This window comes from Sphingopyxis sp., from assembly GCF_035250425.1.
Taxonomy (GTDB): domain Bacteria; phylum Pseudomonadota; class Alphaproteobacteria; order Sphingomonadales; family Sphingomonadaceae; genus Sphingopyxis.
In genome coordinates this window covers 1-19,199 of record NZ_DATFFD010000095.1, presented here as the reverse complement: position 1 = coordinate 19,199, position 19,199 = coordinate 1, and the positions used below count along the sequence as shown (strand labels likewise).

The 19,199-nt window shown below is 64.9% G+C and carries 15 protein-coding genes; 11 read left to right on the top strand and 4 right to left on the bottom strand.

Annotation, left to right across the window (positions count from 1 at the left end):
- Positions 1-11 precede the first annotated feature (11 nt).
- On the bottom strand, positions 12-635 hold the full coding sequence (locus VJ811_RS05615) for an XRE family transcriptional regulator (protein WP_324071286.1): 624 nt from the start codon (positions 633-635) through the stop codon (positions 12-14).
- Positions 636-777: 142 nt separating this feature from the next.
- Here VJ811_RS05615 and VJ811_RS05610 point away from each other — a divergent pair, with 142 nt between their 5' ends.
- The 10 genes from VJ811_RS05610 (at position 778) to VJ811_RS05565 (ending at position 13,438) form a co-directional block, all read left to right on the top strand.
- Positions 778-2,757, top strand: coding sequence for a serine hydrolase (locus VJ811_RS05610; RefSeq protein WP_324071285.1), 1,980 nt, complete (start codon positions 778-780; stop codon positions 2,755-2,757).
- On the top strand, positions 2,757-3,764 hold the full coding sequence (locus VJ811_RS05605; protein WP_324071284.1) for a dipeptide epimerase: 1,008 nt from the start codon (positions 2,757-2,759) through the stop codon (positions 3,762-3,764). The genes VJ811_RS05610 and VJ811_RS05605 overlap by 1 nt, the downstream gene beginning before the upstream one ends.
- Before the next feature lie 150 nt (positions 3,765-3,914).
- Positions 3,915-5,057 (top strand): dipeptidase, encoded by a 1,143-nt coding sequence (locus tag VJ811_RS05600; RefSeq protein WP_324071283.1) that lies wholly within the window; start codon positions 3,915-3,917, stop codon positions 5,055-5,057.
- A 34-nt stretch (positions 5,058-5,091) separates the two neighbouring features.
- A complete protein-coding gene (locus tag VJ811_RS05595; RefSeq protein ID WP_324071282.1) occupies positions 5,092-7,248 on the top strand; it encodes a TonB-dependent receptor in 2,157 nt (718 codons plus the stop codon).
- A gap of 20 nt (positions 7,249-7,268) precedes the next feature.
- Positions 7,269-8,309, top strand: a complete 1,041-nt coding sequence (locus VJ811_RS05590) for a DUF1611 domain-containing protein (RefSeq protein ID WP_324071281.1) — start codon at positions 7,269-7,271, stop codon at positions 8,307-8,309.
- Positions 8,310-8,311: 2 nt separating this feature from the next.
- Positions 8,312-9,445 carry a hypothetical protein gene (locus VJ811_RS05585; RefSeq protein ID WP_414711916.1) on the top strand — a complete coding sequence of 378 codons (1,134 nt, stop codon included), beginning with the start codon at positions 8,312-8,314 and terminating at the stop codon, positions 9,443-9,445.
- Positions 9,442-11,013 carry a serine hydrolase gene (locus VJ811_RS05580; protein ID WP_324071279.1) on the top strand — a complete coding sequence of 524 codons (1,572 nt, stop codon included), beginning with the start codon at positions 9,442-9,444 and terminating at the stop codon, positions 11,011-11,013. Before VJ811_RS05585 ends, VJ811_RS05580 begins: the two co-directional genes overlap by 4 nt.
- Complete coding sequence (locus VJ811_RS05575; RefSeq protein ID WP_324071278.1) at positions 11,010-12,191, top strand: dipeptidase; 1,182 nt, start codon at positions 11,010-11,012, stop codon at positions 12,189-12,191. Before VJ811_RS05580 ends, VJ811_RS05575 begins: the two co-directional genes overlap by 4 nt.
- Positions 12,192-12,440: 249 nt before the next feature.
- The gene (locus tag VJ811_RS05570) at positions 12,441-12,956 is read left to right on the top strand and encodes a hypothetical protein (RefSeq protein ID WP_324071277.1); all 516 of its coding nucleotides are present in this window, start codon (positions 12,441-12,443) and stop codon (positions 12,954-12,956) included.
- A complete protein-coding gene (locus VJ811_RS05565) occupies positions 12,956-13,438 on the top strand; it encodes a DUF421 domain-containing protein (RefSeq protein WP_324071276.1) in 483 nt (160 codons plus the stop codon). Before VJ811_RS05570 ends, VJ811_RS05565 begins: the two co-directional genes overlap by 1 nt.
- Here VJ811_RS05565 and VJ811_RS05560 read toward each other — a convergent pair.
- Positions 13,435-15,360: a hypothetical protein gene (locus tag VJ811_RS05560; RefSeq protein ID WP_324071275.1), complete on the bottom strand. Its 1,926-nt coding sequence runs from the start codon at positions 15,358-15,360 to the stop codon at positions 13,435-13,437. The genes VJ811_RS05565 and VJ811_RS05560 overlap by 4 nt on opposite strands.
- Positions 15,361-15,510: 150 nt before the next feature.
- Between VJ811_RS05560 and VJ811_RS05555 the strand changes: the two genes are divergently transcribed.
- On the top strand, positions 15,511-17,568 hold the full coding sequence (locus tag VJ811_RS05555) for a transglycosylase domain-containing protein (RefSeq protein WP_324071274.1): 2,058 nt from the start codon (positions 15,511-15,513) through the stop codon (positions 17,566-17,568).
- An 18-nt stretch (positions 17,569-17,586) separates the two neighbouring features.
- On the opposite strand, the gene VJ811_RS05550 is transcribed toward VJ811_RS05555, so the two are convergent.
- Both VJ811_RS05550 and VJ811_RS05545 read right to left on the bottom strand, forming a co-directional pair.
- Entirely contained in the window at positions 17,587-18,690 is a 1,104-nt protein-coding gene (locus tag VJ811_RS05550) for a DNA alkylation repair protein (protein WP_324071273.1), read from the bottom strand.
- A gap of 9 nt (positions 18,691-18,699) precedes the next feature.
- Positions 18,700-19,199, bottom strand: a 500-nt coding sequence (locus VJ811_RS05545) for a TolC family protein (protein ID WP_324071272.1), incomplete at its 5' end; no start/stop codon positions are given.

Here is a 19,199-nt window from a genome sequence, read left to right as displayed (position 1 = left end):
GATAAGGTGTTTTAGCCGTGCAGGCTCATCAGGCTGTCCATCAGCCCGTCGTCGGCGCTCGAACAGACGCCGAGTACCAGCGCCTCCTCGAAACCCTCGGCGACGACATAGGCGTGGCCCATCGACGAATCGAGGTAGATGCCTTGGCCGGTCTTGAGCGCGACCGGATCGTAAAATTCGGTGTGAATTTCGACCTCGCCTTCGAGGACGAAGATGAACTCCTCGCCCTGATGCCGGACGAGGTCGCCGAATTCGCGCGCGCTGTGCGCGCGGATTCGCGTGATGATCGGGATCATCCGCTTTTGCCGCAGGTCGGTGCACAGATAGTGATAGTCGTAATTGTCGGTGGTGACGCGCACCGCCTGGTCGATCGTGCCGATGCTGCGGCGTCCGGTTACGCGGGGTGCACTATCCCCGTCATCCTCGGCGAACAGGTCCGACATGCGGATGCTCAACCGCTGGCTAAGCTGCTGCAATTTGTCATAGCTGAGCGTCAGCCGGTCGTGCTCGACCTTCGACAATGTCGACACCGGGATGCCCGATTTCGCGCTCATTTCCTTGAGCGTCCAGCCGTTTCGCGAGCGAATGCCCTTCATCACCGTGCCGAGCGTCGGCGGCGTTGAGCGATCCGCCATTAATTTTTCCATTCCATATTTGACAATTTTCCAATCAGGATCATTATGTCCCTATCGGGCCAATAGATGTTGGTCCCTTGGTAAGGGGTCGCGCGGCTTGCTGCAAGGTGTGACAGGCCGCGATAAAGAAAAGGGGAAAGCGATGCGATTGATCCGTAAGGCGATGATCGGGCTGGCGGCACTCGCCGCGCTGCCGTTGGCGGCGCAGGGGCCGGTGCCGGCGCCGGCCGCGAAGAAGGCCGAGGCTGCGGCGGTTCCGCCCGCGAAAACTGCGGCGGCGCCCGTCGCGCTCGACGCCAAGGATCTCGAAGCGTGGATGGACGGCTATCTGCCCTATGCGCTCGAACGCGCGCGCATTCCGGGCGCTGTCGTCGTCATCGTCAAGGACGGTGAGGTCGTGCTGCAAAAGGGCTATGGCTTCGCCGACGTCGCCAAGCGCGCGCCCGTGCTGCCCGAAACCACGCTGTTCCGGCCGGGATCGGTGTCGAAGCTCTTCACCTGGACTGCGGTGATGCAGCAGGTCGAGGCGGGCAAGATCGATCTCGACAAGGACGTCAACGCCTATCTCGATTTCAAGATTCCGCCCTATGAGGGCAAGCCGATCACGATGCGCAACATCATGACGCACACCGCGGGTTTCGAGGAATCGATCCGCCATCTGATCAGCAGCGATCCGGGGGCAGTGATGGCGCTGAAACAGCAGATGCCGCTGGCGCTTCCCGGCCGGGTGTTCGCGCCCGGGACGACCCCCGCCTATTCCAATTATGCGACCGCGCTCGCGGGCTATATCGTCGAACGGGTCAGCGGCGAGCCGTTCGACAATTATATCGAAAATCATATCTTCACGCCGCTCGGCATGACGCATTCGACGTTCCGTCAGCCGCTGCCGGCGCGCCTCGCGCCGCATATGTCGAAGGGCTATCCCGACATCACCCAAAAGCCCGAGCCGTTCGAAATCGTCGTCCCGGCCCCCGCGGGCAGCCTGTCGGCGAGCGGCGCCGACATGGGCAAGTTCATGATCGCGCACCTCAATGACGGCGCGGGGCTGATGAAGCCCGAAACCGCCAGGATGATGCATGATTTCAAGGCGCCCGGCGTCGGGCCGCTCAACAGCATGGCGCTCGGTTTCTACGAACAATGGGTCAACGGCCGCCGCGCGATCGCGCATGGCGGCGATACCGTCTGGTTCCACAGCTATTTGTGGCTGTTCCCCGATGCCGACATCGGCCTCTACATCTCGATGAACAGCGGCGGCAAAGCGGGCGACGCGGGCGCGGTGCGCAGCGCTTTGTTCTACAACTTCGCCGACCGCTATTTGCCCGGCACCGAAAAGCCCAGAACCGTCGATGCCAAGACCGCCGTGGCACACGCGCAAATGATGGTCGGCAATTATGTCAGCAGCCGCGGCAGCTTCACCAATTTCGCGAGCCTGTTCGGGTTGCTCGGGCAAGCGACGATTTCGCTGACCGAGGATGGCAAGATCACCTTGCCCGCGCTCGACGGCCTTGGTGCCGGCGCGCGCGACTGGGTCGAGGTCGAGCCGTTCGTCTGGCGCGACACCGGCACCGGCGAACGCCTTGCCGCCGAGGTCAAGGACGGCCGCGTCATGCGCTGGAGCATCGACGCCGGTTCGCCCTTCATGGTGTTCGAACCAGCCCCCGCCGGCGTCAACGCCGCATGGCTCAACCCGGCGCTGATCTTCGCATTCGGCATCATCCTGCTCGCCGCGCTGGCGTGGCCGGTGCGGGCGCTGGTACGGCGGAGCTTCAAGGCGGACTTTGCGCTCGAGGGCAAGGCGCGCCGGGCGTATCGCCTGTCGCGCATCTTCGCCTGGCTCGCGATCGGCGCGCTCGCCGGCTGGATCGGGCTGGTCGCGGCCTTCTCGGCCGATATCGGCACCCTCGGCGGCCCGCTCGACTGGCTGATCCACCTGTTGCGCATCGTGACGCCGCTCGCCGCCTTCGGCCTGCTCATCACGGCGGGCTGGCATCTGTGGCTCGGCATCAAGGACAAGCGCCGCTGGACGATGAAGCTCGGCGCGGTGCTGCTGATCTTCGCCGCGATGGTGCTCGTCTGGGTAACGCTCGCCTTTCATCTCTACGGCTTCGGGATGGTCTATTGATGGCGACGCAAAGCACGCGGGAACTGACGCTCGACCTTCGGGTCGAGCGTTTTCCCTACCACCAGCCGTTCCGCATTTCGGGGCATGTCTTCACCGAGACCGCGCTGCTCGTCGCCGAGCTTTCGGACGGGACGCATGTCGGACGCGGCGAAGGCGCCGGGGTCTATTATCTTGGCGACGATATCGAGCATATGCTGGCCGAGGCGACGCGTGTTCGCGGTGCGATCGCAGGCGGCGCAACGCGTGCGGATCTGCAACAGCTCCTCCCTCCGGGCGGCGCGCGCAATGCGCTCGACTGTGCCTATTGGGAACTGGAAGCGAAACAGGCCGGAATTCCGGTCTGGGAACTCGCCGGGCTGAGCTCGCCCAAGGCGCTGCGCTCGACACTGACGCTTGGGGCCGACCGCGCCGAAACGATGGCGAAAGCCGCGCTCGCGATCGATCCCGAGGCGCCCGTCAAGGTCAAGCTCACCGGCGACCTTGCCGACGATATCGCGCGCATCGTCGCGATCCGCACCGCGCGGCCGCACGCGTGGATCGGCGTCGACGCCAACCAGGGCTACGACATCGCGACGCTCGCCGAACTGCTGCCCGTGCTGGTGTCGACGCGCGTCGCGCAGCTCGAACAGCCGCTAAAGCGCGGGCGCGAGGCCGATCTTGACGGGCTCAAGCGCCCTTTGCCTTTCGTCGCCGACGAAAGCGCGCTGTCGCTCGCCGACACCGCCTCGCTCGTCGGACGGTTCGACGTAGTGAATATCAAGCTCGATAAATGCGGCGGGCTGACTGAGGGGCTGGCGATCGCGCGACAGGCGAAGACGCTGGGGCTCGACGTCATGGTCGGCAATATGATGGGCACCAGCCTGTCGATGGCGCCATCCTATCTCGTCGGCCAGCTTTGCGACATCGTCGATCTCGACGGACCGACCTTCCTTGCGCGCGATCGCATGCCGGGCGTCGATTATCGCGGCGGGATGATCCACTGCCCGGCCGAGATATGGGGCGGCTAGCCGTTCGGCCGTCCGCCCTCCGTCGTAGCCCCAGTCATCCAAGCCCATGCCGGATGACGAATGAAAATGACAATATGATGTCCTAAATGGGTTGACAATTTTCTGATTAGGACAATAGTCTGCAACTGAAACTATAAAAGGGAGGTTGGAATGACGGGGTCATTTCCAATGACGCGCCGCGCGGCACTCGCGGGCGCGGTCGGGGTCGCTTTGTCCGCGCCGATGATCAATCGCGGCGCTTTCGCCTTTGCCGCGGCGCCCGCGCGCACCTATTCGCGCCGGGCGGCCGATCTCGTCGCCTCGTCGCTCGTCATCGACATGCTCGCACCGCTCAAGATCACGCTCGACGCGAATTATGTCGCGCACGGGCTGACCGACTCCGAAGCCGCCGAGTTCAAGGCGAGCGGCATCACTGGCTTTCACAACGCCTACGGCCTCGGTGGCCCCGGCGCGAAGGCGCAGGCGCTCGAATTCCTCGCCGGCTGGCAGGGCTTCGCGGGACGCAACAGCCATGTCTTCACGCTCGTCGATACCGTGGCCGATCTCGACCGCGCCAAGGCGGAGAAGAAATGCGCGGTGATCATGGGCATCCAGAATGCCGAGCATTTTGAAAAGATTGAGGATGTCGCACTGTTCCGGCGGTTGGGCCTGCGTTGCGCGCAGCTCACCTATAACACGCAAAATCTGATCGGATCGGGCAGCACCGAACGCGTCGATGGCGGCATCAGCGACTATGGCGCGGCGATCATCGCCGAGATGGAAAAGCAGCGCATGCTCGTCGATGTGTCGCACTGCGGTGACAAGACAACATTGGACGCCATCGAAATCGCCAAGGGGCCGATCGCGATCACCCACAGCAACGCCTGCGCGCTGGTCGACCATCCGCGCGTCAAGACCGACGCGGCGATCAAGGCGCTCGCGGCGAAGGGCGGGGTGATGGGCATCACCGGGGTGCGCATGTTCGTGCGCACGACCGATCCGACCAACGTCGGGCATATGGCCGACCATATCGACCATGTCGTCAAGCTCGTCGGGATTGATCATGTCGGAATCGGCTCGGACGCCGACCTCAACGGCTATGACGACATGAAGCCGGACGAATATGCCGCGCTCAAGGGCAGTTACAAGGGCAGCTACGCCTTTCGCGACAAGATCGACATCGACGGTTTCGACCATCCGCTCAAGACCTTCGATCTCACCGAGGAACTGATCCGCCGCAATTATTCGAACGAAAATATCCGGGCCGTGCTCGGTGGCAATTTCCGCCGCCTGCTCGCCCAAGTCTGGGGGTAAGACAATGAAACAGGGACTCTTTATTGCAGGAAGCATGGTCGCGTTGATGGCGGCGATGCCGGCACAGGCGCAGGAAGCCGCCGCCGTCGAGGCGTCGGGCGAGATCGTCGTGACCGCGCAGAAGCGCACGCAGAATGTGCAGGATGTGCCAATTTCGATCGCCGTCGTCAGCGGCGAGGATCTGCAGGAACAAGGCTCGGCCTCGCTCGTCGACTATGCGGGCTATGTTCCCGGCATGAATGTCAGCAATGGCGGCACGCCGGGGCAGACGACGATCACGCTGCGCGGGGTCGCACCGCTCAACGCCGCCCAGACCGTCGGCATCTATCTCGACGATGCGCCGGTGGGGTCGAGCGCGATCTACAATCGCGCCGGGCAGTTCACGATCGACCTGATGCCCTATGATCTCGAACGGATCGAAGTGCTCAAAGGGCCGCAGGGCACGCTTTATGGCGCGAGCTCGATCGGCGGCCTCGTCAAATATGTGACCGTCCAGCCCGATACGCGCGAGTTCAAGGTTCGCGCGGGCGTCGAAGGCTTCGCGATCAAGGATGCCAGCGGTCTCGGCTGGGGCGGGCAGGTATATGTCAACGCGCCGATCGCGACCGATACACTCGCGATTTCGGGCAGCTTCGCGTGGCGCAAGACGCCCGGCTGGGTCGACAGCGTCAACAATGCCGGGCTCACCGACCAGAATGATTATGAACAGCGCGGCGGCCGTGCCGCGCTGCTGTGGCAGCCGACCCCCGAACTCAGCGTGAAGCTCGCCGGCATCTGGCAGTCGCTCGATTCCGACGGCAACGGCATTTACGCCGCCGATCTTACGGGCAAGCGGCTCGGTAACGGCCATTCGTACAATAATTATGTGCCCGAAAACTATGACATCGATCTCGACTATTATTCGGCGACGATCGATTATGATTTCGGCGCCGCGACGCTGACCTCGGCGACGACGTACAGCAAGACGCAGAGCGCGCAGGTGCAGGACGCGAGCTATGCGTTCGGCGTGCTCTTTCCGCTGCTGACGGGCGGCGCGATTCCACCGGGCATCACGCCCTTCTATCTCGATCTCGGGCTCAAGAAATGGACGCAGGAAGTGCGGCTTGCTTCGCCGAGCGGCGGGCGCTTCGAATGGCTGATCGGCGGCTTCTACACCGACGAGGAGACGAGCAATGCGCAGCTCGTCCGCTCGTTCGACATGGCCGGAAACCCGATCGCGCCGCTCGATCCGCTGGCGATCGTCGGCCTGCCTGCGACGTACAAGGAATATGCGGTCTTCGCCAACGCGACCTTCAAATTGAGCGAGCAGTTCGAGGTGACTGGCGGCCTCCGCTGGGCGCGCAACGAACAGACCTTCACACAGATCAGTTCGGGCGCGATCGTTCCGACCGCCAATGATCCGGGCGAGTCCGCCGAGAGCGTCTGGACCTTCTCGGTCAGCCCGCAGTTCCACATCAATGAGGATGCGATGCTCTATGCCCGCGTTGCGACGGGCTATCGTCCTGGCGGCCCGAACGTGATTGTCCCCAATGTGCCGCCGAGCGTCGATGCCGACCGCATGACCAATTATGAAGTCGGGCTGAAGGCCGATTTTGCGGGCCGGATGGTCACCGTCGACGCCGCCTTCTTCTGGATGGACTGGACCGATATCCAGGTCACGCGCGCGTTCGGCGGCGTGTCGGGCGGCGCGAATGGCGGCAAGGCGACGAGCAAGGGTTTCGAAGGCAGCCTTGCGCTGCGTCCGGCGCCGGGCCTGACGATCAGCGCGACTGGCAGCTACACCGACGCGACGCTGAGCGAGGATGTCCCCGACATCAGCGGCGTCAAGGGTGACCGCCTGCCCGCGGTGCCGAAATTCAGCGGTGCGCTGCGCGCCGATTATGAATTCGAACTCGGCGGCGGCAACAAGGGCAGCTTCGGGGCCGGCATTCGCCACGCGGGCAACCGCCTGTCGCTGGTCGAGAGCGATCCGCTCGTCGCGCGTGCCAAAGCCTATACGTCGGTCGATCTCAACGCCTCGGTAACCCTCGGCGATCACTGGACGGTGCGCGCCTATGCGCGCAATCTGTTCGACAACAAGGGTGAGATGGCGCGCTCGACGCTCGCCGACGGGCTCAACCGCCCGAGCTTCCTCGCGATCTCGCCGCTGCAGCCGCGAACGATCGGTGTTGCTCTCGACATGGCCTTCTGAGCGAATTGGAGTTGGACAAGATGAACGCGCCTATCGGCAGTCTGGCCGACAGCATGACCCTGCCGCAGCCCTATCTGCTGTTCCTCGGCGACACGACCGAGGCGGGCTATGCCAAGACCGCTTTCGGTTTGGCGGATTGGGCCGCCGACCGCTGCGTCGGCGAGCTCGCGATCACTGGCTGCACCGTAACCACCGGCCTGCCGCGCCTGTCGCCCGCCGAAGCGCGCGCGGCGGGCGCGCGGTCGCTGGTGATCGGGGTCGCCAACCAGGGCGGAGTGATCGCGGGCAGCTGGGTCGCCGCGCTGGTCGAGGCGATGGAGGCCGGGCTCGACATCGTCAGCGGTCTGCACGTCCGGCTGGCGAGCCTTCCCGTGCTGGCCGAGGCGGCGAAGCGTACCGGACAGCGACTGATCGACGTGCGCACCCCGCCGCCGTCGATCCCGATCGGCAATGGCCGCAAGCGCAGCGGCAAACGGCTGCTGACCGTCGGCACCGACTGCGCCCTCGGCAAGAAATATACCGCGCTCGCGCTGCACCGGGCTTTCGTCGAGCGTGGCCTCGATGCCGATTTTCGCGCGACGGGCCAGACGGGCATCATGATCGCCGGCGGCGGCATGCCGATGGACGCGGTGATTTCGGATTTCGAGGCGGGGGCGGCGGAGATGCTGAGCCCCGACGCGCCGGACATACACTGGGACGTGATCGAGGGGCAGGGGTCGATCTTCAATCCCGCTTATGCCGCGGTATCGCTGGGCCTGCTTCATGGCAGCCAGCCCGACGTGTTCGTCGTCTGCCACGACCCGGCGCGCAAGCTGATCCTCGGCATGGAAAGCTTTGCTTTGCCTTCGATCGAGGAGGTGATCGATCTCACCATCCGGCTCGGCAGCCGCACCAATCCGGCGATCCGCTGCGGCGGGGTGAGCCTAAACACTTCGGCCTATGACGCCGTCGGCGCCGAAGCTCTGATGGTGGCCGAGCGTCAGCGGCTGGGACTTCCAGTCACCGATCCGATCCGCGGCGGCGCAAGCTTCGACGCGCTCGTCGAAAATATTCTCGCGTGAGTGTGGGCGAGACGGGCGGCGGGTCGAGCTGGTTCCAGCGCTACCTGCTGCCCGGATTTGCGTTGAAGGCCGTCATCATCGGCGGCGGCTATGCGACGGGCCGCGAACTCGCCGAATATTTCGTGCCGTCGGGGCCGTGGGGCGGGCTCGCCGCCATGCTGCTCGCGACGCTGATCTGGAGCGTCGTCGCGGCGTTGACCTTTGCGCTCGCGCTCAAACTCGGTGCCTATGATTATCGCAGCTTTTTCAAAGGGCTTCTTGGCCCTGCCTGGGTCGCGTTCGAGGCCGCCTATATCATCTTCGTCGTCCTGATCCTCGCGGTATTCGGCGCGGCGGCGGGCGCGATCGGCGCCGCGACCTTCGGCTGGCCCGAAGTTTCGGGATCGGTGCTGCTCGCGGTATCGATCGTCGCGGTCACCGCGTGGGGGACCGGCGCGGTCGAGCAGATGTTCAAATATGTCTCGATCCTGCTCTACGCGGTCTATGGGCTGTTCCTGATCCTCGCGCTCGCCAGCTTCGGCGGGCTAATCGGGCAGGGGTTCGCGAACGCGCCGCCGCCGTCGGGCAACTGGATGGCGGGCGGACTCACTTACGCGAGCTATAATATCGTTGGCGCGGTAGTGATCCTGCCCGTGCTGCGCCACCTCAGGCATCAACGCGATGCCATCGTCGCCGGGCTGATCGCGGGGCCATTGTCGATGCTGCCTGCGATCCTGTTCTTCGTCGCGATGATAGCCTTCTATCCCGCGATCGGCGACGAGACGCTGCCGTCGGACTTCCTGCTTCGCCAGATGACGGTGCCGGGTTTCCATGTCCTGTTCCAGGTGATGATCTTCGCCGCGCTGCTCGAAAGCGGGGCGGGCTCGGTTCATGCGATCAACGAGCGTATCTCGGGCGCGATCGAGAGCCGCGGGCGGAAGCCGCTCACCCCCGGCGCGCGCGCTGTGATCGGCGCGGTGATCCTCACCGGCTGCATGTTCGTCGCGGGCGAGATCGGCCTCGTCGACCTGATCGCCAGCGGATACCGCTTCCTCGCCTGGCTGTTCCTTGCCGTTTTCGTTCTGCCGCTCCTCACCATCGGGACGTGGCGCCTGCTGCGCCCGTCCACCGCTCCCCAAATGGAGGCTTTGCCATGAAACGCCTGCTTGCCCTGTCGCTGATGCTGTCGGTCGCCGTGCCCGCATGCGCCGAACCGCCCGCCGATATCGGTGAGAGCGTCGAGGCGCTGCGCAAGAATGTCGGCGCGGCGGGCGTGTCGATCGCGATCGTCGAGGATGGCAAGACGACGCTCTCGCGCGGCTGGGGCGTACGCAAGCTTGGCGAGCGCGCGCCAGTCGACGCGCAGACGATCTTCCAGACCGGTTCGACCGGCAAGGCGATGACCGCCGCGGCGCTCGCGATCCTCGTCGACGAGGGCAAGATCGCGTGGGACGACCCCATCATCAAGCATATGCCGTGGTTCCGCATGTACGATGCTTGGGTGACGCGCGAGATCACGATCCGCGACCTGCTCGTCCACCGCAGCGGGCTCGGGCTGGGGCAGGGCGACCTGATGTTCGTTCCGCGCACGCACCTGACACGCAAGCAGACGGTCGAGCGCGTCGCCTATCTCAAACCCGTAACGAGTTTCCGCTCGGCCTACGCCTATGACAATATCCTCTATGCGGTTGCCGGCCAGCTGATCGAAGAGGTCACCGGACAGACGTGGGAAGTCTTCATGCGCGACCGGGTGCTGCGCGCCGGGGGCATGAAGAATGCGACGAGCGACAGCGAGGATCGTTTCCGCATCGCGAACCGCAGCTGGCCGCACGCGCGCCTTTCGGGCGCGCTCCGTGGTCTCGGGCCGCAGGAGGCGCTGAACGAGCGCGACGAACTCGGCCGCAACGGCGCCCCGGCGGGCGGGCTTGCATTGAGCGCTGAGGACATGGCGGCATGGCTCAAAATCCAGCTCGCGCACGGTGCGCTTCCCGACGGCAAACGCCTGTTCAGCGAGGCGCAGGCGGCCGAAATGTGGGCGCCGGTCACCCCGATGCCGATCACCCAGCTGCCCGATGCACTCAAACCCGCGCAGCCGACCCAGCAAGCTTATGCGTTGGGTTGGCAGGTGCAGGATTATCGCGGCCACCGCATCGTCCAGCACAGCGGCGGGGTGTTCGGATCGATCACGCGCGTCGTGATGGTCCCCGACAAGAATATCGGCTTCGCGATCATGATGAACAGCGAGGACAGCGGGATGATGCTCGGCCTGACCTATGACCTGCTCGATCATTATCTCGATCAGCCCGATTATGGCTGGATCGCGAAATGGGAGGATTGGTATCAGGAGCGCCTTGCGGGCGGGGTCGAATATCTCAAACAGGCGCAGGCCTCGCCGGTCAAGTCGGGGCCGTCGCTTGCGCTCGCGGGCTACGCCGGACGTTACCGCGACCCCTGGTATGGCGACATCGTCGTCGGTTCGAGTGCGAAGGGTCTCACGATCGATTTCACTTCGACGCCGCGGATGGCGGGGCGGCTCAAACATTGGCAGTATGACAGCTTCGTTACCGACTTCGACGATCGCGCGATCGAACCCGCTTACGTGACCTTCGCGCTCGACGCCGATGGCAAGATAACCGGCGTGACGATGAAGGCGGTAAGCCAGATCGCTGACTTCAGCTGGGACTATCACGATCTCGAGCTGAAACCCGTGGAGGACAAGAAGTGAAGCGTTTCGCAATCCTGCTGACCGCAACCGTGCTCACCGCCTGTTCGCCGGGCGGCGACAAACCGAAGGCGGCGCCTGAAGCGCCGCTGCACAGCCGGATGCTCGTGCTCGACACGCACCTCGACACACCGCTCCATTTCGAGCGTGCGGGCTGGAGCTTCGCCGACCGCCACGGCCAAGCCGACGACATGGCGCAGCTCGACATTCCGCGGATGAAGGATGGCAATCTCGATGGCGGCTTCTTCGCTATCTATACCGAGCAGGGGCCACTGACGCCGAAGGGCTATGCCGATGCGCTCGCCTTCGCGCGCAAACGCTCGGACCTGATCGACAAGACCATCGCGGCGAATTCGGGCACGATCGCACCCGCGCTGACCGCGGCCGACGCGCTGCGACTGAACAAGGAAGGCAAGCTGATCGCCTTCAAGTCGATGGAGAACAGCTATCCGCTCGGCGAGGATCTGTCGCTGCTCCAGCTATTCTACAACAAGGGTCTGCGTCTCGCAGGGCCGGTGCATTCGAAGGACAATCAGTTCGCCGACAGCGCGACGGGCGAGGGGCGCTGGAAGGGGCTGAGCCCGCTCGGCGAAAAATGGGTGGCGGAGATGAACCGCCTCGGCATCGTCATCGACGCGAGCCATTCATCCGATGCCGCGTTCGACCAGATATTGGCGCTGTCCAAATATCCGATCCTGCTCTCGCACTCGAGCCTGCGCTCGGCCTACGACCACCCGCGCAATCTCGACGAGGGACGATTGAAGGCGCTCGCGGCGAAGGGCGGCGCGATGTGCATCTCGACGATCTTCATGTCGGAAATGAACATGTCGCCCGCGCGCGCCGAACTGTTCGGAAAATATGAGCGGATCGGATCGCTGTCGCCCGCCGGGCAGGCCGACCTCAACCGCCAGTGGCGCGAACTCGACAAGGCCGAGAAGCTCTGGGCGGCCGATTTCGACGCCTATATGAAGATGGTGCTGCGCGCGATCGAGGTTGGCGGCGTCGATCATATCTGCTTCGGCGCCGACTGGGACGGCGGCGGCGGCCTGCCGGGCATCGAGGATATTTCAGCGCTGCCCAAGGTCACCGAGCGGCTGAAGGCCGCGGGTTATTCCGACGCCGACATCGAAAAGATGTGGAGCGGCAATATCCTGCGGGTTCTGGCGGCGCAGGGCCGATAGAGGAATTCCGCTTCGCCAGGATGACGATTTGCTCAAGAATGATCGCGATCAGCCCGGAAACTGCTTGATTCAGCGATGTCGCCGCGCGCCTGCGCCACCATGTCGCGGATGATCGATATCGCAACCTGATCGAGCGCTTCGCGGAACGAACCGCCGCGCCAAGCGTCCAATAGGCGCCCGTTTCTGATGGAGGCGGGCGTCCTCGGCTATTGCGGCCGCAGGACGTTAGCGATCAGGCCGGAGGATCGGATGCAGGCGCTGGAAGGACTCGACGCCAAGCCAACGCACCAACGCCTGTGGGACCGGCACGCCAGCCCGATCTCGGTCCTCATCCTCGGCGGCCTGTTGCTGGCGGCGGGCCTCGGCTTTGCCGGCGGGCAGCCCAGCCCGCCGCGTACGGCCGATTGGAGCGCTGCGCGCCTGACGGTGAAGACGCCGACGATCATCCGCAACGGCGAGTTCTTTGAAACCGACATCACGTTGACCGCCGACGTCCCGCTCGACGATGCGGTCGTGGCGGTGTCTCCCGCGCTCTGGCAAGACATGACCGTCAACACGATGATCCCGGCCCCCGCCGAGGAGAGCTTCGAGGACGGCCGTTTTCATTTTTCCTACGGCCCGCTGGACGCCGGCGACAGCCTCCACATCAAGATCGATGGCCAGATCAACCCGCCGCTCTTCGCGGGAACCACCGGCGAGATCGCGGTCTTCGACGGCAAGCGGCGCATCGGCACGATGCCGCTTTCGATCAAGGTGCTGCCCTGATGGATATCGTCCTTCGCGCCACAGTGATGTTCTTCATCCTCTTCCTGCTGATCCGGCTGCTCGGCAAGCGCGAGCTCGGCCAGATGACGCCGTTCGAATTCGTCGTGCTCGTCGTGCTCGGCGACCTGATTCAGCAGGGCGTGACGCACAACGACTTCAGCCTCACCGGCGCGACGCTCGCCATCTGTACCTTCGCCTTCTGGGCGCTGGTGCTCAGCTGGACCGCCTATCTGTTCCCGCGTGCGAAGGACCTGCTCGAAGGCGCGCCGCGCGTGATAGTGCGCGACGGCGAAATCGTCATCGAAAATCTGCGGCGCGACCGGCTGACGCGCGACGAGATATTATCCGAAATGCGGCTCGCCGGGATCGGGCGGATGGCCGATGTCGCGTGGGCGATCCTCGAGCCGCAGGGCAAGATGAGCTTCATCAAGAAGGACGATCAGGCGGCGCAGCAGCAGGACCGCGACGACCCCGCGAACTAATAGATCGGCGTGATCTGCATCTGCGGCAGCGGCCGCGGCGTCCCGTCGCTGAGGTCGGGGCCGAGGTCGTCCCAATCCTCGCCGCGCAACACGAGTTCGCTGAACAGGCTCTGCGCGGCGGTTTGCGCCTCGGCCGATCGGAATTTATACGAAACCGGCGGCGGCGTCCCCGTGCGCACTGTCGCAAAGGCCGCCTCATAGGCGGGGATCGGCGGAACGACTTTCGCGCTGGCGGCGATCCGGATCGTGTAGCGCTGGAGGCCCGAGGCGACGTTCCGCCACCGCACCCAATAATGATTGTCGAAGGAGAATTGGTACAATCGCTCGCCGGCGACCGTGCCTTTCAACGAAATGCTGTCCAATATGTCCTGCGACATGTCGAGGTTCATGCCGCCCTCGACCTTGTCGAGCGCGACGTGGACGATCCGGTCGCGCTGCCCCGGCGCGCGCGACTGCAACAGGTCGCGCCAGTTCTGCATCGTGCTGATGATGCCGAACACGAAGCCGGACACCTCGGCCAGCGCGAGCGGCCTGGCGATCGAGCTATAGCTGCGCTGCCAGCCGCGATTGTTGTGCAGCGGCAGCCACACCGCGGCCTCTGCCTGGTCGCGCGGATTCCGGGGTTCGGGATTCTCGACCTGCGGATCATCACTGCCTTGCGGATAGACAAGGTTGATGGCGAAGGTCGGCCAGCGCGGCAGCGGCGCGTCGAACAGGTGGAGCGGGAAATTGCTCGAAACGCCGCCATCGGAAAACCAGCAGATGCGGAAACCCTCGATCAAGGAGAGCGGCGCCTCGCCGCCGGTGGCCAGGCTGTCGGTGCTCTGGCTCAGCGTCGTCTCCTTGGCGTCCTCGCCGTCGTCGACTGCGTCTCCCTCGGTCTCGCCGCGGAGCGTTCGCCTCCCGACGGGCTCGTGGAGCGGCACCGCGCTGATCAGCAGGGGAAAGCTGAGGCTCATCCGCATCGCCACCAGCACCGGCATCCGGCCCTTGCCGGGCAGGCGGTAATAGTCTTTTCCGCCGACCCGATCGGGCGAACCCGCCATCGCGACCATCGCGTCGACGACCGGTTTTGGAAACAGCATGTCGAACTCTTCGCGCAGGAACCAGAAAGACGCGTCGGTAAAGGGCAGCGTTCGCGGCTCGTGATGCGACACGCCCGTGGTAATCATCTGCAGCGAGATCGCCGTTTCGGTGTTCGGCTCACCCGGATAGCGCGGCGCGAACCAGAGATCGTCGAACAGCAGCGGTTCGGAGGGAGCTTTGCCCGACAAGGATTGCAGGACCTCGTGCAGCCATTCGGTCAGCGCCGGCTTGCCATCCTTTCGCACGCTCAGGCCCGAACAAAGCCCGAGCAGGTTGCGCCGCGTGACGCGCGCAACGCGCAGCACCGCGGCAATCGCGGCGCCGAGATAGGCGCAGATCGCCGACGGCAACAGCACGGCGGCAACGCCGGCCGTACCCGCGAGCCAGTACCCGCCCGCGAGGAACAGGCCGAGCAGAAGCAGCGCTTCGAGCGGCGCGATCGCCACCACGGCCACTGCGGCCGCCAAGGTCTTGTGCAGCACCCCCGCATTTCCGGCGAGCGTGACAATCAATCGATAGGCATTGCGCCCGCCGCGCGCGGGCTGGAACAGGCTGAAGATGAACCCCTGCGACGACAATTGCGCCGCAACGCGTTCGAGCCCCGCAAAGCCGAGCGTCTGGGGGCAGGGCGACGCCGATCCTGATGCCACATGCCTGCGGTCGCCCAAGGCTGCCGCCGCAGTGGCGGCCGCGGCGATCGCGCCCGCCGATGTTCCGCCGATATTCTTGAATCGGAAATCGCGCGCGAGCGCCAGGACGGCGTTCGGATAGACGATGCCGCTCGTGATGCCGCCCTTCATCACCAGGTCGCAATAGCGGGTGGCTGCATGGCTCATGTCATCGCTCTCCGGACGGGCTGGGCTTTTTCTTTTCTTATCCCGGCGCGCCGATCAAGTCGCTGTCCTTCTTGAGGAATAGGGCCGACCGGACGCACCATATAACGCAATTGCTTATGCTGTGTTGGGGCTGTAATACGGGTGCTGCGCATGAAATGGTTCCGTAAACCCGAAGGCCCCGATCCCACTCTCGCCGCGACGCCGGGTGGCCCGTTCGCCGATATTGCAGCGCCGCCGCCCATTATGCCCGAGACACACGGGCGCAAATGGATGCGCCGCATCTCGCGCGGCTTCGCGATCTTCTGCGTGACTTTCATCCTGCTCGTCGGCTGGCTCGCGCTCACCGCACCGCTTTCGAAATCGCTCGAACCGATCGCGCCGCCGCAGATCACCTTGCTCGCGTCCGATGGCACTCCGATCGCGCGCATCGGGGCGATCGTCGACACGCCGGTGAAGGCGGCGGATTTGCCCAAGCACGTCACCGGCGCCTTCCTCGCGATCGAGGACCGGCGCTTCTATACGCATTGGGGCGTCGACCCGCGCAGCATCGCGCGCGCCGTCTGGAGCAACGTCACCGGCGGACGCACGCAGGGCGGCAGCACGATCACCCAGCAGCTCGCGAAATTCACCTTCCTGACGCCAAAACGCACACTCGGCCGCAAGGCGCGCGAGGCGCTGATCGCCTTCTGGCTCGAGGCGTGGCTCAGCAAGGACGAGATCCTCGAACGCTATCTTTCCAACGCCTATTTCGGCGACAATACCTATGGCCTGCGCGCCGCCTCGCTGCATTATTTCTATCGCCAGCCGGAGAAACTGACCCCGGCGCAGGCCGCGATGCTCGCCGGGTTGGTGCAGGCGCCGTCGCGCCTCGCGCCGACCAAAAACCCGGACCTTGCCGAAAAGCGCATGAAGCTGGTTCTGAACGCGATGGTCACGACGGGCTATCTCACCGAGCAGGAACGGAAGGCGCTGCGTACCCCGCGCATCGACGTGCGCAGCCGCAACACGCTGCCGACGGGCACCTATTTCGCCGACTGGGCGCTGCCCGCGGCGCGCAAATTGAGCGACGTCGGCTATTCGCGTCAGACGATCGCGACGACGCTCGACGCGCGGTTGCAAGGCGTCGCGCGTCGCGTGACGGGGCGCGCGGGGCTGGGCAAGGCGCAGGTCGCGCTCGTCGCGATGCGCCCGAACGGCGAGGTCGTCGCGATGATCGGCGGCAAGGATTATGCGGCGTCGCCCTTCAACCGCGCGACACAGGCGCGGCGCCAGCCGGGTTCGACGTTCAAGCTCTTCGTCTATCTCGCCGCGCTTCGTGCGGGCTGGGACCCCGACGACATGATCGACAACAGCGCGATCGAGACCGGTTCCTATCGCCCCAAAAATTCGGGCGGCGCCTATTCGAAGGAAATCAGCCTCGAAGACGCCTTCGCCTCGTCGAGCAATGTCGCCGCGGTCCGCCTGCTCCGCGAGGTCGGCGATGACAAGGTCATCGACATGGCGCGCGACCTTGGGGTGACCGCGCCGATGGCGAAGGGCGACCCCAGCCTCGCGCTGGGCACGTCGAGCATGACCTTGCTCGAACTCACCGCCGCTTATGCCGCGGTCGCGGCGAACAGCTATCCGGTCGAACCGCACGCGTTCGAGGCCGAGGAAAAGGGCTGGTTCGAGAATTTGATCTCGGGCCCGTCGAGCTTCGGGTCGAGCGAGCATGAGGACATCGAACAGATGCTGCGCGCCGCGGTCAATCGCGGCACCGGCCGCGCCGCGCGGCTGCCGCAGGCGAATTTCGGCAAGACCGGCACCAGCCAGGACAACCGCGACGCGCTGTTCGTCGGTTACGCCAACGGGCTCGTCGTCGGCGTGTGGATCGGCAATGACGATAATACACCGCTGCAAGGCATCTCGGGCGGCGGTTTGCCGGCGCGCATCTGGCGCGATTTCATGACCGAGGCATCGGGCAAAAAAGCGGCGCCGCGACCGAAGAGGGTCGTCGACCCGACCGGCCCCGTCGAGCCGCTCGATATTCCCGACATCGGCGACATTCCGATCGGCGACCGGACGCGCATCGGCATCGAGGGCGGCGATGCGGTCATCACGACCGAAATCAACGGCAGCCGGATCGACCTGCGCCTGCCGATGCAGGAAGGGCGTCCGCCGCCCGAGGTCACGGCCGAGCCGCCACCTCAACCCGTGCCTCCACGTTAGGTCGATTGTCGGCCGAAGTCAGTCCGTCACCGGAATATCGAACGCGGCGGTCGCCATCGTCTGACCATTGACGATCAATTCGACTTCATGCCGGCCGGGATGATGTCGCCGCGTACTGAAGTCGCGGATTGTCTGGCTGATGCCGAGCGACGCGGTCTCCCTCGCCGCAAGTTCGAAGGTTTTCAGCTTGAAGACCTTGGCGGCGCTCTTGCCGCCCGCGCGCGCATAATGAACGCGATAATCGACCACCAGCCGCTGATTTTCGGATGAATCCGATGCAAGGTCGGCCTTGATGGCAATCCGGTCGCCAAGATGGACCGCCGACGGGGCGATGCTGAAATCGCGCACGCTTACCGCGGCGCCATGGCCGACCCCAATCAGCGCCAGGGCGGCGGGATCGCCTTTCTTGATCAGCGTGCGCAGCGCATGGCGGATGATCCAGGCGGTGCGTGCGTCGTCCTGCGGCCACGCCGCGAGGCGGCCCAGCAGCCATTCGGGCCGGTCCTTGGCGATATCGTTCAGATGATTCGCGACCGATTTGCGCACATAAAGGCTGGGATCGGCCTTCAACATTTCGAGTATCGGCGCCGCCAGCGTCGGATCGGCCTTCAGCGCGGGCACGCGCGCTGCCCATGGCAAGCGTGGCCGCGCGCCTTCGCTCGCGAGCCGGCGCACATGCTCGTCCGCGCTGCCCGCCCACTGCCTCATCGTCGCCAGTGCGCGCGGCGTATCCGCCGCCAGGAACGGGCGGATCGCAAATTCCGCCGAGCCGAAGCGCGTCAAGTCGGCGAGCGCCTCCATCGACCGGTCGAAATCATTCAGCCCGTATCGGGCGACATATTCGGTGACCGCCATCGCCTGAAACCCATGGGTGAGCCGGGGCGCCATCGCGCGGACGATATCGAGCGCCACCGCATAATCACCAGGCAGCGCCGTATGGAGAGCATCGGCGATATGGCGCACGCGCTCCATGATCGACAGCGCATCGAGCCCGGCCAACGCCGCGGATAAAAAGACCGGGCGATCGAAGTGTGGTGACGCCGCCACGCCCGCATCGCCAATCGTCTCCAGTGCTTGCGGGTCCAGAATATCCTTGAGCAGGGCGGGGGTTTCTTCGGTCATCGCAGCGCCTTACCGCCGCTCGACCAATCCGCCGCCCAGCGCGACATAGAGCGTCACCAGATTGTCGACCTGCGCCCGCCGCAGCTCGATCAGCGCCTGTTCGGCGGCGAACAAATTGCGTTCGGCGTCGAGTACTTCGAGATAGGTCGATACGCCTTCGCGATACCGCTTGCGCGCGAGGTCAGCGATCCGCCGCTGCGCGAGCGTGCCGCGTTCCTGCGCCTCGACCTGGTCCGCCAGATAACGCCGCCCGGCGAGTGCGTCGGCGACCTCGCGGAAGGCGCCCTGCACGGTGCGCTCATAGGTCGCAACCGCGATATTCTCGCGCGCCTCGGCGACGGTCAGATTGCCCTTGTTCCGCCCGAAATCGAAGATCGGCAGGCTGATCGACGGGCCGAAGCTCCAACCGAACCCATCGTTGCTGAACAGGTTATCGAGCGAACCCGAAGCGAAGCCAAGGTTACCGGTCAGCGAGATCGACGGGAAGAAGGCGGCGCGCGCGGCGCCCA